We start from the raw sequence: 14,280 nt of genomic DNA, 5'->3' as shown, positions 1-14,280 counted from the left end.
GAATAATGTCTGAGTTTGTTTTTGAGAGAATCTGAGACTGCGAATGACTCTTAAAACCAGTTAAAAGACAAACAAATAGCGCAAGAATAGTCCTTATTCTTGAAATGCGTAAATTTAAAGTAGATGGGGCCACCGAAATTTTTTATATAAATTATTCAGGTAATATAGTAAATTTAGATTGTTTTTACCAAAATTTTAATACATTATATACTACTATTATGACAAATTATTCCTGTAGCTATATTAATTTTATGTAGTTAGTAAATGAAAAACTAAATATTCCTTGTCAGTAGCGATTTTAAAAATCAAAATTTAAAGTGAATAAATCAGGGCAGATTGATACATTTATTACACATGAAAGTATTTATAACAAGTTAATACTAAATCACTTAATTGAATATTTTATATAACATTTCTTTTAATAAATCGGATTGTGGTAATGCATTGGCTCCTACTCCTTTGCTTTTAATGTCAACATCACGCAGTGCGCCTACAATCTGGCTCACTTTTCGCATCGGATAGTTTTTTATTGCTAAATCATACTCCTTTAAAAAATAGGGATTGACCCCAATGGCTGCTGCAACATTTTTAGGATTTTTATCTTTAAGTCCATGGTATTTTAAAAGTTGAACAAAGAAACCGAATACTAATCCCGTCGTCATTACTAGCGGATATTCTTTAGGATTGTGGGCGAAATTCTCCGCAATCTTATAGGCCTTCAACTGATTTCGTTCGCCTATCGCTTTTCGCAATTCAAAAACATTATAATCTTTGCTGAAACCGATATTTTCTTCGATGTGCTGGGGGGTAATAACGGTTCCCTGTGGCAGAATGATTTGTAATTTTTCTAATTCATTATTAATCTTACTCAAATCGGTACCCAAAAACTCAACCAGCATTGCATTGGCTTTTGGGTCAATTGTATATTTCTTTCCGGCAAGCACACGTTTTATCCAGTCACCAACCTGATTTTCGTATAATTTCTTACTTTCATATACAATTCCTTTCTGAGCCAGTAATTTGGTTACTTTTTTTCGTTTGTCCAGCGTTTTGTATTTGTAACAAAAAACCAACACGGTTGTTTCCATCGGATTACCCACATAAGATTCTATTTTATCAATTGTTCTCGATAAATCCTGTGCTTCTTTTACGATAACAACCTGACGATCAGCCATCATAGGATAGCGCTTGGCCGTTGCTACAATATCTTCAACCGATACATCTCTTCCGTATAAAACAGTCTGATTGAATCCTTTTTCTTCCTCAGCGAGCACATTCTGTTCAATATACTCCGATAATTTATCAATATAATACGGCTCTTCGCCCATTAAAAAATAGATCGGTTTTATATTTCCGGCTTTTATGTCATTAACAATTTTTACAACTTCGTCCATTAAAAATTTTGTTTCAAGTTTAAAGTTTCAGGTTAACGTTTCAATAACCTGAAACTTTAACCTGAAACCTGAAACTATTTTATATTTTTGCTTTATGCTTAAACTTAATTTCCCAACCTATACTTTCCGATTCAAAAATAGCAAAAATAAAGTGTCTATTTTTGATGAAATCAGGAAAAAATTTATCATTCTTACTCCGGAAGAATGGGTTCGCCAACATGTAGTTCAGTTTTTAATGATTGAGAAAAAATACCCTAAATCACTTATAAATGTTGAAAAAGTTCTTACTGTCAATGGTTTAAGAAAGAGGTATGATGTGGTAGTCTTCAATTCTGATGGCTCTATACATATATTGGTAGAATGCAAAGCGCCCGAAGTTAAAATCTCTCAGGCAACTTTTGATCAGATTGCCCGTTATAACATGACAATGCAGGCACGGTTTTTGAATGTCACAAACGGACTGAATCATTTTTACTGTCAGATGGATTTTGAGAATGAAAAATATCAGTTTTTAAGAAGCTTACCCGATTATAAAGAATAGAATAATATTAAAATAAATAAAAATTACTTTTGGATAAAATAGCTGTTGTAATTTTAAACTGGAATGGCGTAAAATTGTTAGAACAATTTTTACCTTCTGTTATCCGATTTTCTGAGGGTGCTCAAATTTATGTTGCTGACAATGCTTCAACGGATCATTCTATAGACTTTGTTAAAAATAATTTCCCTTCCATAAAAATAGTTCAAAACAATGGCAATCATGGCTTTGCTAAAGGTTACAATGATGCTTTGCAACATATTGATGCTGAGATTTATGCTTTAGTAAATTCAGATATTGAAGTTACTGAGAACTGGCTCGCTCCTATTCTTGAAACTTTTGAAAATGAAAAACTAACCGCAATCATTCAGCCAAAAATTCTGGACTATAAAAATAAGGAATACTTTGAATATGCAGGTGCGGCCGGTGGTTTCATTGATAAGTATGGATTCCCATTTTGTCGTGGTCGCATTTTTGATACGATAGAGAAAGATAATGGGCAGTATGATGATAATTGCGAATTGTTTTGGGCTTCCGGAGCTTGTTTCTTCATCAGAAGTGAAGTTTATCATGAACTCGGAGGTTTTGACGAGACCTTTTTTGCTCATCAAGAAGAAATCGATTTGTGCTGGCGTGCTGCAAATGAAGGACACGTGATTAAGTACGTATTCGGTTCCACAGTTTATCATGTTGGAGGTGCAACTTTACAGCAAGGAAATCCAAGAAAAACTTTCTTGAATTTTAGAAATTCATTATTAATGCTTGTTAAGAATTTACCTAAAAAGAGACTATTCTTCGTGATTTTCTTCCGAATGGTTTTGGACGGAATAGCGGGTATTCGTTTCCTTACTCAGAGAAAGTTTGGCCATACTTATGCTATACTGAAAGCTCATTTCTCTTTTTATTGCATATCTTTAAAGTACCTTAAAAAGCGTAAAGATTTCCAGATACAGGAATACTATATGGTTAAAAGTATCGTTTACTTGTATTACCTGAAGAAATTACAGGTATTTAAAGAAATCTTTAACATTAATCAAAATATTAAGAACTAAATTTGTAATCAACGTTTAATTAAATATAATACCTATGAGAAAAATAGTTATCGCACTATCAGTACTAATGGCCTTAACTTCGTGTGTATCGAAGAAGCAATATGCTGCTTTAGAAGCTAAGAACAAAGAGATACAAGATTTATTAAACTCTTGCACAGTTAAATTAAATACTTGTTTGGAAGAAAAAGCAGGATTAGCAGCAACTGCTGAAAGCTATAAACAACACAATCAGGATTTAATCAGTACTTCTAAAGACTTAACTGTTTTAACTACTAAAGGAGCTGAAAATCTTGAGAAATCTTTAGAAAGTTTAAAAGAAAAAGATTTAAAAATATCTAGACTTCAGGATGCATTAACTAAGAAAGACAGTGTAACTTTAGCTTTAGTTACAAGCTTAAAAGGAGCTGTTGGAATCAATGATCCGGATATCGAAATCAACGTAGAAAAAGGAGTTGTGTTTATTTCTATCGCTGATAAATTATTATTCAAAAGTGGAAGTTATGACGTAAGCGACAAAGCAAAATCTGTTTTGGCTAAAGTTGCAAAAGTAGTAAACGACAAACCTGATTTTGAGTGTATGGTTGAAGGTCACACAGATGACGTTCCTTACAAAAGCAATGGAATTATCTTAGACAACTGGGATTTAAGTGTTAAACGTTCTACTTCAATCGTTCGTGTATTAAGCAATGAACTTGGTGTAAACCCTGCTAAATTAATCGCTGCCGGTAGAAGTTCTTATGTACCATTAGTTGCTAATGATAGTGCTGAGAATAAAGCCCGTAACAGAAGAACTCGTATTGTGGTTATGCCAAAAATCGATCAATTCTACGATATGATTGAAAAAGAAATGAAGAAACAAGCGAAATAATCTCGTTTTTACATACTTTATTAAACAGAAAAAGCAGGTCAATTGACCTGCTTTTATGTATCCTTAATTTTTTAATAACCAATTAAATATAAATCAAGAATAGCATTATCTTTAAATTAACTAACTAAATTTTAACAAACCTAAAGTTAATTAATTATTTTAGATAATTATATCATTTAAGTTTTTTTTTACAAATAGCCTTTCGAGGGCTTTTTTTGTTTCAAAAAGATCCTGGTTTAGACGCATTTCACTTGATAGAAAATCCTTTCAAGTAAAACTGTAACAAGTAAAAAATCTTTTTTATTTAGTATAAAGAGGAGTACTTTTTTCTTTCTACAAAATATCAAGATCACCTTTTCCTTCTCTCACCACTACCGGTTCATGTTCTGATAAATCAATAATTGTAGAACCTACGTTATCACCGTATCCGCCATCAATAACCAAATCGACCAAATTTTGCCATTTTTCAAAGATCAGTTCAGGATCTGTGGTGTACTCAATTACGTCATCTTCGTCACGAATTGAGGTTGAGACCACCGGATTTCCAAGTTGGCGAACAATTTCAAGAATAATGTTATTGTCTGGTACACGAATACCTACCGTTGTTTTCTTTTTAAACTCTTTAGGAAGATTATTGTTTCCAGGTAGAATAAAAGTATAAGGTCCCGGTAATGCTCTTTTAAGAATTTTAAACGTTGATGTATCAATCTGACGCACATAGTCCGATAAATTACTTAAATCGTGACAAATGAACGAGAAATTTGCTTTCTCTAATTTGACGCCTTTTATTTTTGCAATTTTTTCTAAAGCACGCGAATTGGTAATATCACAACCTAAACCGTAAACCGTATCAGTTGGATAAATCACCAAACCACCGCTCTGAAGTACTTTTACCACTTTGGCTATTGCAGCTTCACTGGGTTTGTCCGAATATATTTTTATGAACTCAGCCATTTTTTTTGAATAAAGAAGTTTAGATTATAGAACAAAGACTGATCTTTAGTTCTTTTTAAGTTTTTAAAACAAAACAACAACATTACAATTATAGTAAATTTAAAGGATCTTTATCCTTTTGAAAAGTAACGTAAAATTGTTAGGGTTGAAAATCGAATCCAGTTGTAAAAAATTAAATTTCTTTAAAAATCTATTTTCTATCATCTTTTCTCTATACTCTTTTACCCCACAACATCTAATTTAGCAAATCTTAACAACAATTTCTTGATTCCGCCTACTTCAAATTTTATTTCAGCTTTTTTATCAGCACCAATACCTTCCATGTTGACGATTTCACCTTTCCCAAAACGTTCGTGCATCACAATATTTCCAATGGTGAGCTTATTATCAAACAAATTGGCAGCTCCATTGTTTGGACTGGTACCAGTAACGGGTTTTAATTTTCGAATATTCAAATCCGATTTTGGCTCGTTGGCTGTAACATGTTTAGGGGGTGTACTTCCTACAGGTTTCACCAATCGCAGTTTCGACTTATCGATATCTCCAAAAATATCTCCATCAATTGGAGATTTGTAGCGATAGTTGGTTTCGGCTGGTGTTAAATATTCCAGGTACTGCCCGTCAATTTCTTCAATAAAACGAGATGGTTCACTGTCGGTCAGTTTTCCCCAACGGTAACGTGACTGCGCATAGGTCAAATAAGCCTGATGTTCAGCACGAGTAAGCGCTACATAAAACAAACGACGTTCTTCTTCCAATTCACTTCGCGTACTCATACTCATCGCACTTGGGAACAAATCTTCCTCCATTCCTACTACAAAAACGTGGGGAAATTCAAGTCCTTTAGCAAGGTGAATCGTCATTAACGCCACACGATCTTCATCAGAAGTATCTTTATCTAAATCTGTAGCCAGTGCCACATCTTCCATAAACTCAGACAAAGCTCCTCTTGCACCATCAACCTCTTTTTGTCCTTCAGTAAAATCTTTTAAACCATTTAAAAGCTCTTCAATATTTTGAATTTTAGCCATTCCTTCCGGTGTGGCATCTTTTTTTAATTCCTGAACAAGTCCTGTTTTCTTAGCGACATGATCTGTAACATAAAAGGCATCCTGATTTTGATCAATAACCTGAAAACTCTGGATCATCGTAACAAAATCTCTAATTTTGTTCTTTGTTCCGGCATTTAATTTTAGATCGATTTTATCAATATTAACCATTACTTCCCATATCGAACGTTTGTAATGATTTGCCGCAATCGTAAGTTTTTCAACAGTTGTATCTCCAATTCCGCGTGCCGGATAATTGATTACACGAATCAATGCCTCTTCATCTTTCGGATTGATTACCAAACGAAGGTAGCACAAAACATCTTTAATTTCTTTGCGCTGATAAAAGGATAAACCGCCGTAAATTCGATACGGAATATCTCGTTTACGAAGTGCATCCTCCATTGCACGTGACTGTGCATTGGTACGGTACAAGATTGCAAACGAACCATTATGCAGTTGGTTTTGCATCTTTTGTTCAAAAATCGTACTGGCCACAAATCGTCCCTCTTCAGCATCTGTTAAACTTCTGTGGACTTTAATTTTTCCGCCAAAATCATTTGCTGTCCAAACTACTTTATCAAGTTTGGTTTTATTGTGTTCCATCACCGTATTTGCTGCTTCCACTATATTTCGGGTAGAACGGTAGTTTTGCTCTAAACGAAACATGATTACGCCTTCGTAATCTTTCTGGAAGTTCAGAATATTATTGATATTCGCTCCACGGAAAGCATAAATACTCTGAGCATCGTCTCCAACCACACAAATATTCTGAAATTTATCAGATAACGCTCTTACGATCAAGTATTGAGAGTGGTTCGTATCCTGGTACTCATCCACCAGAATATAACGAAAACGGTTTTGATATTTTGCTAAAACTTCAGGAAATCTGGTCAATAACTCATTTGTTTTCAATAACAAATCATCAAAATCCATAGCGCCGGCCTTAAAACAGCGCTCAACGTATTGCTGATAAATTTCTCCTAAACGCGGTCTTTTTGCCATGGCATCGGCTTCAACCAATTCAGGATTATTGAAATAGGCTTTAACTGTAATCAGACTGTTTTTGTAATTTGATATACGACCTAAAATCTGTTTTGGTTTATAAATATCCCTATCCAGCTGCATTTCTTTGATAATAGAAGAAATCAGTCGGGCAGAATCCTGAGAGTCGTAAATCGTAAAATTAGAAGGATAACCCAGGTGATCTGATTCTGCGCGAAGAATACGTGCGAAAATCGAGTGAAAAGTTCCCATCCAGAGGTTTTTTGCTTCAGAAGCTCCCACAATATCAGAGATTCTGTGCTTCATCTCACGGGCTGCTTTATTCGTAAAAGTAAGCGACAAGATATTGAAAGCATCAATACCCTGAGCCATTAAATAAGCAATTCTAATTGTTAAAACACGGGTTTTTCCCGAACCTGCACCAGCAATAATAATCATTGGCCCGTCTTTTTTCAAAACAGGCTGTCGTTGCGCTTCATTGAGCTGGTCAATGTACTTTTGCATGAAATTTTTCTCCATAGTGATGCAAAATTAAGAATTATAGCTTTAATAAGCTACTAAGAATCTAAGGTTCTGAGGTACTAAGTTTTTTGTTTTTCTAATAATATAGATTATCAGGCACTAACCTATTTAGTGAGCATGTTTATCTAAACTTTCAAGAGAATTAGTTATTATAATGTATGAAATTTATTAATAGTTATTTATTAGAAACGAAAACCAACGAAAAACTTAGACCCTCAGAATCTTAGCAACTCAGCACCTATTTATAGAAGACATCGTAAGAAAATCGGATTAACGTACCAATTACTACCACTAAAAAGAAAACGCGAATAAAACCATTTCCTTTATTAATGGCGAGTTTTGCACCAAGCCACCCGCCGAGTCCGTTGCTTATCGCCATAGGAATTGCGATTGTCCAGATTATTTTTCCTTTTATCATAAAGAGACAGATCGAACCGAAGTTGGTAGCGAGATTTACCATTTTGGCATTTGCAGACGCGTGAAGAAAATCAAATCCTAAAAGCGCTATAAAAGAAACCACAAAAAAACTTCCGGTTCCGGGACCGATAAAGCCATCATAAAAACCAACAATTATACTGATAACAACGGCATATAATATTTGTATTCCGGCCGAATGATCTTTAGCTTCGTGTTGTCCGAAATTCTTCTTGGCATAAGTATAAATCAGTAAAAGTGATAACACAACCAATAAAAGAGGTTTCATAAAATCATTACTGACGTAAGTTAGCAGCGTAGAACCCAGAAATGCAGAGGGAACAGCTAAACACATCATAATTATTAAAAGTCTCCATTGAATTACAACTTTTTTGAGGTATTGAAAGGCTGCAAAAGAAGTTCCGGTAAAAGCGGGTAACTTCAGAGTACCTATAACGGTAGAAACCGGTAAATTTGGCAATAGAATCAAACCCATTGGTGTTTGAATTAATCCGCCTCCACCTACTATAGCATCAATAAATCCTGCCGCAAAAGCAGCTAAACAAAGTAAAATTATAATGTAGGTGTCCATTCAGGCTGTATTTGAAGTAGTTTTAAAATCTCATCACAAAAGTATGCTTCCAGTTTGTTTATTACAATAATTTTAAAGTGGATTTCTCCTCGAAAAGTATATTTTTGCTAAAAATTTAAACCCAATGGATTTTACAAGAATTATAGAATTAGCCAGTTACACTTTACCTGCTGTCGTTACCGGATTTGTTGCCTACAGTTTTTTTGAACTGCACATTAAGAATTTCGATAAAAAGCGTAATTTTTTACTAAACAAAGAAGCACATAAAGAATCTTTGCCTATACGCTTACAAGCTTACGAGCGTATGACTTTATACTTAGAGCGTATCAATCTGACCAAATTACTGATCCGAATCGCTCCTATCTCAAATGAAAAACACGATTACGAGAATTTTGTGATCGATCAGATCGAACAAGAGTTTGAGCACAATTTAACCCAACAAATTTATATGTCGGATGAATGCTGGACCATTATTACCACAGCAAAAAATTCAACCATACAAATCATCCGTAAGACTGCTATGAGCGATCGTGTAGACAGTGCTGATAAATTGCGTGAAGTAATTTTAAATGATTTATTAGAGAAACAATCCCCAAGCAATGCAGCTTTGGCGTATATCAAGAATGAAGTAGCGGAACTTTTCTAGATTCTTAGATTGCTGGATCTTTAGAGTATTAGATTTTGAAGTTAAACCTTATGATGAGTTTTTTTGTCTTTCGAATAATCCAATAATCTAAAGATCCAATAATCTAAGTTAGTCTAACAAACTAAGAAGTCTAAGAAAGACTATCTGTTATCACTCATAACTTCAGATTTATTCTGGGCATATTCATAGCCTTGTTCCCACCACTCTTTCATGACTTCCTGATTGAAGATAAGGGCATTATCGGTTAGTTTTGTTGGGGTGTAATAGAGATTAAGTTTTACATTTTTATTGTTTGCCAGAAGCTTCCCAATAGTAATATCATGCTTTTCGACCTGATCTAAAGCAATTCGGAACAAATCGATCATTAAAGAAAATGGATTCTTACCGATAACTGTTTTATCCATATTTACCTCAGTTTCCAGAATAATAACGTCAATTTCTGTTGCCCCGCGATTAATGGCTTCACGGATTGGAACTAAGCTTGCAAAACCTCCATCCCCGTATTCGTAGTTGTTTTTCTCAACAAGACTCATAAAAGGGACATAATTACTGGAAATCCAGGACCATTCACAGAATTCTTCATAAGTACAATCTTTCACTGATTTGTATTCTGCCTCATTCTTGGTAAAATTAGTTACTGTTATAACAATGTCACTGTCCAGTTTTTTTAGTTTATTGAAATCTGATATAGAAAAATTGTTCTTTATGTACCTCTTTAAACCTTTACTTTCACCGAAAGTACGTTTTCCCTTGAAAAACTGACGTAATACGTTAAAATGATTTATGGTTACAATGTCTACTCCGTCCTTATTTTTCACAACAAATGGACAAATATTAAAAATACTGGCCATGGTAACATTGGTATAAACAGAGTGAATTTTCTTAATGTGCCCTAAGGCCAAATGAGGTATTAGCAAACTACCGGTCGAAGTACCAATAAACAAATCATACTCATGATTCTTCTCTTCGATCAGGTATTGTGCGACACCGCCGGCAAATGCTCCTTTACTTCCCCCACCAGAAATAACCAATGCTCTCATATTTTTTTAAGTTGTGCGTTTTAAGTTAGGAGTTAAATATTCAATTGTACTTTTTTACAATTACTCCACTCTGTTTTTATTACTACTAAAAATTGCTATTTTTTTACTTCCTCTGCCAACAAACGTTTTAGTTGAAATTGTTCGTCGGGGTTTAAATTAGTCAAAATTCTTTCAAACGAAGCACGCAAATCTGTATTTTTTAGCAAAAGTCGGATTGTATCTCTCCCAAACTTTGAAAATTGCCACATGTGATGAGTTGTAGCGGAAACTAAGTTCGTTAAAACAGCATCATTGATGATCTTAAAAGCAATCAGTTTTTCTAAAGCATTTTGTCTGGTTGTAGCTTCATATTTTGCAGAAGAAAAAGCTATTAACTCTGAAATTAAGACTTCTGAATCATTTGCGTAATTAGGTGTTGAAAGTGCTAATGAAAGCCACAGTGTTCTTAAATTGTAGTCGTTGAAACCAACCCAATTTTTTGATTTATCCAAATATCGGGTACGCTGTTCGGGAAAGTTTCTCCATAACCAATACAAAGCAACTTCTTGTGTTTGATATGATTTGTCGTCAAGCAAGCTTTCATATTCCACCCTAAAGTCTTCGGGGATTTTAGTCAAAGAAGCGGCAACTTCCTGCCGAACCTGAAGGTCATTAGTTTTCAGAGCTTGCAATAATAATGCTTTCTTTGATTCGTACTTTTCATTTTCTAATTGATTAACAATAGCTTCTTTTACAGAAGAGTAAATATCTGAATCTAAAGTTTTACTTAAAAATGATTCTTTCTCTGCTAAAGCTGTTTTTTTTAATTTATCAACTTCTAATCGAACCTGAATCGATTTGTTTTTACTCAATAAAGTATTGGCCGTTGCTGTATCAAAAACAATTGATTCCAACCAGGTTTTCTGAAATTTATCCAAATCAAAGTCAGAGACCTTTTTTATTTCATCAAAGAAATTTTGTGTATTTACCGTTTGATAAGCGTATTTTTTAAGATAACTCTTTATTGCTTTTTTGAATGCTTTATCGCCAATAGATTCATGTAGTACAAATAATGCCCAGGCTCCTTTTTCATAAAAAGTCAAAGAGCTTGCTTTTGCATTTAAAACCGGAATAGAATCGGTTCTGGAGGCAAATTTTATCTGTTGTGCGGTATCGTATAATTTGGAGTAGAAAAAATCATCGCCATAAATTTCTCTTTCGGCCAGAGCTGCAAAATAAGTAGCAAAACCTTCCTGAAGCCAATGATGTGTACTGCTTTCGGCTGTAATAAGGTCACCAAACCAATGATGTGCTAATTCATGTGCGTCTACATTGGTGTAATTTCGATCTTCAAAACCGATAGAATCCACGACATAACGGGTAGCAAAAAGCGTTGAAGTAGTGTTTTCCATACCGGCATATAAAAAATCACGTACCGGAATTTCGCGATAGATTTCCCATGGATATTTAACTCCTATTTCTTTCTCCAAAAAATCAAAAATACGTTTGGAGTAACGGTAAGTTGGTTCAAAACGATCTGCATCTTTGTTTTCCAGATAATACTCTAACGGGATTCTGGATTTTGCCTTTAGCTCTCTTTTATCATACTTTCCTATGGCAAGCATCAGAAGATAAGAACTCATTGGTTTATCCATTTTATACTGCCAGTGTGTTTGATTGGTGTTTATTTTTTTACTTTCTAAAATACCATTCGAAATGACCTGATAAGTACTATCGTATGTTACTCCTAAACTAAATACGACCTTTTCGTTTACATCATCAAAACTTGGAAACCAATTGCTGGTATACCTTCCCTGCCCTTGTGTCCAGATTTGTACTTCTGAGTTGTCCATATTCACAAAATACAGGGCCTGTTTTGGTTTGGCGCTGTATTGAAAAGTAAGATGATTTTCTCCCTTTTGGAAATTACCGACAATCTTCAGTTCTTTATCTGTACTTATAAAAACAGCTTCTCTGTTATCTATCTGAACATTAGAAAATGCCATATTTTTTGCATCAATCCTGATCGTATCAATTGGTTTCAGAATCTCAAATTGATAATCGACTGTACCTGAAATTGTTTTTTCGACAGAATTTACAGTCAATTGTCCGGAGACGGTTTTAAAATCAACAAATTGTGTTTGCTGCGCAAAAGTAAAAGCGGTAAAAAATAAGAGAGTATATTTCATTGGAACCAAAATTGAGGGCGAAATTCCAAAGTTACAAAGGTTTGACAAACAAATCGAATGAAAGTTGTAAGTTTACCATACAAAATTACAACAGCATGCCAATACCTAAAAAAGCTCTATTTAACTGGAGCAGCGGAAAAGATTCTGCTCTTGCTCTCTATAAAATTTTACAAAATCCTGATTTTAAAATTGAATGTTTACTGACAAGTGTTAATCAACAATACCAGCGAATTTCAATGCATGGTGTTCGTGTAGAACTGTTGGAAGCACAAGCAAAAAGTCTGGGTTTGCCTTTGAAAATCATGCAAATCCCGGAAATGCCTACGATGGAGATTTACGAAGGTGTAATGAATGAAACCTTAGCTGAATTAAAAAATCAGGGAATTACACATTCCATTTTTGGGGATATTTTTCTGGAAGATTTACGAAAGTATCGTGAGGCTCAATTGGTTAAAATAGGTTTTGAAGGTGTATTTCCTCTTTGGAAAATTCCGACTCAGGATTTAATACAAGAATTCATTGCCCTTGGATTTAAAACGATTGTGGTATGTGTAAACGAACGGTTTTTAGATAAAAGTTTTGTGGGAAGAATTATCGATCAGGATTTCATTAACGACTTACCTGAAAACGTAGATGTTTGCGGTGAAAATGGTGAATTTCATACTTTTACTTTTGATGGGCCAATTTTCTCAGAGCCTGTTTCTTTTGAAATTGGAGAAATCGTTTACCGCAAGTATGAAAAACCTAAAACTCAGGAAACCTCAAACACTGCTTGTGACACCAATTCCAGCGATGCTTTTGATTATGGATTTTGGTATTGTGATTTGATTTAAAACGAGAATATGTTCACGAAAGAAAATTCAGAAATAAAGAAAATTTTATCTTTTCTTACTGAAATTGGAATAGATGTAATTGAAAAGGAATTAAATGATACTTTTCTGCCGGGTTTAGATTTAGGTCCGAACTGTGTTATTATTGATTATGATAAATTATTATATCCGGGTGATATTTTGCACGAAGCGGGGCATCTTGCTGTAACCAGTCCTTCCGACAGAAAACTCGTCGGAACCGAAAAAATAACCTCCAACTGGCCCACTGAAGCGGAAGAAATGGCTGCTATTTTATGGTCTTTTGCCGCATGTTTATATTTAAAATTACCAATCGAGCTGGTTTTTCACCCCGATGGTTATAAAAATGATTCTGAATGGCTGATCTCTAATTTTACTTCAGGAAATTTTATTGGCCTGCCTTTTCTTGAGTGGATCGGTCTTACTTTAGGTAGTGATAGCGCCACTAAAGAAGGAAAACCGGCTTTTCCGACGATGCTAAAATGGATGAGAGAATAGATTGTTAGATTTTTAGATTGTTAGACTAGCTTAGATCTTATTAGGAATAAATTATGAAAAACTAGTCCTCTCGGGACTCTGTCTTTCTTTTTTCTTCAGTCAAGGTCCAAGAATCTAATAATCTAACATTCTAATAATCTAAAGATCTAAACATACATGTTCAGCAAATTGGTAACAGTATTCAGGTTACGCATTGTTCCTATTACATTTAGTTTTTTCTCAATGTATTTCAGTTCTAATCTTGTCTTTCCGGCACCTATATCATACTTAATATAAATACGGTTTTCATCAATACTAGCTTCATCAGGCTTAAATTGACTGATTTTTAAATCGTGTATGCTTTCTTTTTTCAAAGCAATCGAAACAAAAACAATGTAAAGTTTCTTGATATCAATATCTTTTTCTTTTAAAAATGGATTATTGGAAAAGCACAATTCCAGGTCTTCTTTAGCAATTACAATCACAGGAACTTCATGTCCGAAAACTTTAAAAATCTCCTGTTTGATCATAAAACCTACTTTTGAAGCACTTTCTTCTTCTGTATCCACAAATACATTTCCGGACTGCAGATAAGTGCGTACGTTTTGAAAGCCCATGTTTTCTAACATTATTTTCAAAGCTTCCATTTTTATCATGTTGTGACCGGAAACGTTGATCCCGCGTAAAAGTGCTAAATGTGTAGTCATTTTTAT

The 14,280-nt window shown here is 34.2% G+C and carries 13 protein-coding genes; 6 read left to right on the top strand and 7 right to left on the bottom strand.

The window, feature by feature from the left end:
• Positions 1-389: 389 nt before the first annotated feature.
• Positions 390-1,394, bottom strand: coding sequence for a DNA polymerase III subunit delta (holA, locus tag B0A80_RS17080; protein WP_070908103.1), 1,005 nt, complete (start codon positions 1,392-1,394; stop codon positions 390-392).
• A 94-nt stretch (positions 1,395-1,488) separates the two neighbouring features.
• On the opposite strand from holA, the gene B0A80_RS17075 reads away from it, so the two are divergent.
• The 3 genes from B0A80_RS17075 to B0A80_RS17065 are packed head-to-tail and all read left to right on the top strand — an operon-like array spanning position 1,489 to position 3,852.
• On the top strand, positions 1,489-1,935 hold the full coding sequence (locus B0A80_RS17075) for a type I restriction enzyme HsdR N-terminal domain-containing protein (protein WP_089078075.1): 447 nt from the start codon (positions 1,489-1,491) through the stop codon (positions 1,933-1,935).
• 29 nt (positions 1,936-1,964) lie between these two features.
• Positions 1,965-2,984 (top strand): glycosyltransferase family 2 protein, encoded by a 1,020-nt coding sequence (locus tag B0A80_RS17070; RefSeq protein ID WP_089078074.1) that lies wholly within the window; start codon positions 1,965-1,967, stop codon positions 2,982-2,984.
• 34 nt (positions 2,985-3,018) lie between these two features.
• The gene (locus B0A80_RS17065; protein WP_017497531.1) at positions 3,019-3,852 is read left to right on the top strand and encodes an OmpA/MotB family protein; all 834 of its coding nucleotides are present in this window, start codon (positions 3,019-3,021) and stop codon (positions 3,850-3,852) included.
• A gap of 333 nt (positions 3,853-4,185) precedes the next feature.
• On the opposite strand, the gene B0A80_RS17060 is transcribed toward B0A80_RS17065, so the two are convergent.
• From B0A80_RS17060 to B0A80_RS17050, 3 genes are all read right to left on the bottom strand, one after another.
• Positions 4,186-4,806 carry an L-threonylcarbamoyladenylate synthase gene (locus tag B0A80_RS17060; RefSeq protein WP_017497532.1) on the bottom strand — a complete coding sequence of 207 codons (621 nt, stop codon included), beginning with the start codon at positions 4,804-4,806 and terminating at the stop codon, positions 4,186-4,188.
• Between the two features lie 221 nt (positions 4,807-5,027).
• Positions 5,028-7,364 carry an ATP-dependent helicase gene (locus B0A80_RS17055; RefSeq protein ID WP_089078077.1) on the bottom strand — a complete coding sequence of 779 codons (2,337 nt, stop codon included), beginning with the start codon at positions 7,362-7,364 and terminating at the stop codon, positions 5,028-5,030.
• A 256-nt stretch (positions 7,365-7,620) separates the two neighbouring features.
• Positions 7,621-8,388 carry a sulfite exporter TauE/SafE family protein gene (locus B0A80_RS17050; protein ID WP_089078073.1) on the bottom strand — a complete coding sequence of 256 codons (768 nt, stop codon included), beginning with the start codon at positions 8,386-8,388 and terminating at the stop codon, positions 7,621-7,623.
• A 124-nt stretch (positions 8,389-8,512) separates the two neighbouring features.
• Between B0A80_RS17050 and B0A80_RS17045 the strand changes: the two genes are divergently transcribed.
• Complete coding sequence (locus B0A80_RS17045) at positions 8,513-9,034, top strand: DUF7935 family protein (protein ID WP_070908108.1); 522 nt, start codon at positions 8,513-8,515, stop codon at positions 9,032-9,034.
• Positions 9,035-9,174: 140 nt separating this feature from the next.
• On the opposite strand, the gene B0A80_RS17040 is transcribed toward B0A80_RS17045, so the two are convergent.
• Both B0A80_RS17040 and B0A80_RS17035 read right to left on the bottom strand, forming a co-directional pair.
• Positions 9,175-10,074, bottom strand: a complete 900-nt coding sequence (locus B0A80_RS17040) for a patatin-like phospholipase family protein (protein ID WP_017497538.1) — start codon at positions 10,072-10,074, stop codon at positions 9,175-9,177.
• Positions 10,075-10,169: 95 nt separating this feature from the next.
• Positions 10,170-12,242, bottom strand: coding sequence for a M1 family metallopeptidase (locus tag B0A80_RS17035; protein ID WP_089078072.1), 2,073 nt, complete (start codon positions 12,240-12,242; stop codon positions 10,170-10,172).
• Between the two features lie 95 nt (positions 12,243-12,337).
• On the opposite strand from B0A80_RS17035, the gene B0A80_RS17030 reads away from it, so the two are divergent.
• Positions 12,338-13,075 (top strand): Dph6-related ATP pyrophosphatase, encoded by a 738-nt coding sequence (locus B0A80_RS17030; protein WP_089078076.1) that lies wholly within the window; start codon positions 12,338-12,340, stop codon positions 13,073-13,075.
• Positions 13,076-13,084: 9 nt separating this feature from the next.
• On the top strand, positions 13,085-13,588 hold the full coding sequence (locus B0A80_RS17025; protein WP_089078071.1) for a hypothetical protein: 504 nt from the start codon (positions 13,085-13,087) through the stop codon (positions 13,586-13,588).
• A 146-nt stretch (positions 13,589-13,734) separates the two neighbouring features.
• Here B0A80_RS17025 and B0A80_RS17020 read toward each other — a convergent pair whose 3' ends face one another.
• The gene (locus tag B0A80_RS17020) at positions 13,735-14,274 is read right to left on the bottom strand and encodes a DUF1697 domain-containing protein (protein ID WP_089078070.1); all 540 of its coding nucleotides are present in this window, start codon (positions 14,272-14,274) and stop codon (positions 13,735-13,737) included.
• Positions 14,275-14,280 lie beyond the last annotated feature (6 nt).

The sequence above is a fragment of the Flavobacterium tructae genome (genome assembly GCF_002217475.1).
In the GTDB taxonomy this organism is placed as follows: Bacteria; Bacteroidota; Bacteroidia; order Flavobacteriales; family Flavobacteriaceae; genus Flavobacterium; species Flavobacterium tructae.
This window is presented reverse-complemented; position numbering and strand designations above follow the sequence as displayed.

What these genes read in the sequence shown, in the direction of transcription:
- B0A80_RS17065 (WP_017497531.1), top strand. Translation starts at nt 3,019, where the DNA reads ATGAGAAAAATAGTTATCGCACTATCAGTACTAATGGCCTTAACTTCG.
- B0A80_RS17055 (WP_089078077.1), bottom strand. Translation starts at nt 7,364, where the DNA reads ATGCAAAAGTACATTGACCAGCTCAATGAAGCGCAACGACAGCCTGTT.
- B0A80_RS17050 (WP_089078073.1), bottom strand. Translation starts at nt 8,388, where the DNA reads ATGGACACCTACATTATAATTTTACTTTGTTTAGCTGCTTTTGCGGCA.
- B0A80_RS17075 (WP_089078075.1), top strand. Translation starts at nt 1,489, where the DNA reads ATGCTTAAACTTAATTTCCCAACCTATACTTTCCGATTCAAAAATAGC.
- B0A80_RS17030 (WP_089078076.1), top strand. Translation starts at nt 12,338, where the DNA reads ATGCCAATACCTAAAAAAGCTCTATTTAACTGGAGCAGCGGAAAAGAT.
- B0A80_RS17045 (WP_070908108.1), top strand. Translation starts at nt 8,513, where the DNA reads ATGGATTTTACAAGAATTATAGAATTAGCCAGTTACACTTTACCTGCT.
- B0A80_RS17060 (WP_017497532.1), bottom strand. Translation starts at nt 4,806, where the DNA reads ATGGCTGAGTTCATAAAAATATATTCGGACAAACCCAGTGAAGCTGCA.
- B0A80_RS17040 (WP_017497538.1), bottom strand. Translation starts at nt 10,074, where the DNA reads ATGAGAGCATTGGTTATTTCTGGTGGGGGAAGTAAAGGAGCATTTGCC.
- B0A80_RS17020 (WP_089078070.1), bottom strand. Translation starts at nt 14,274, where the DNA reads ATGACTACACATTTAGCACTTTTACGCGGGATCAACGTTTCCGGTCAC.
- holA (WP_070908103.1), bottom strand. Translation starts at nt 1,394, where the DNA reads ATGGACGAAGTTGTAAAAATTGTTAATGACATAAAAGCCGGAAATATA.
- B0A80_RS17025 (WP_089078071.1), top strand. Translation starts at nt 13,085, where the DNA reads ATGTTCACGAAAGAAAATTCAGAAATAAAGAAAATTTTATCTTTTCTT.
- B0A80_RS17035 (WP_089078072.1), bottom strand. Translation starts at nt 12,242, where the DNA reads ATGAAATATACTCTCTTATTTTTTACCGCTTTTACTTTTGCGCAGCAA.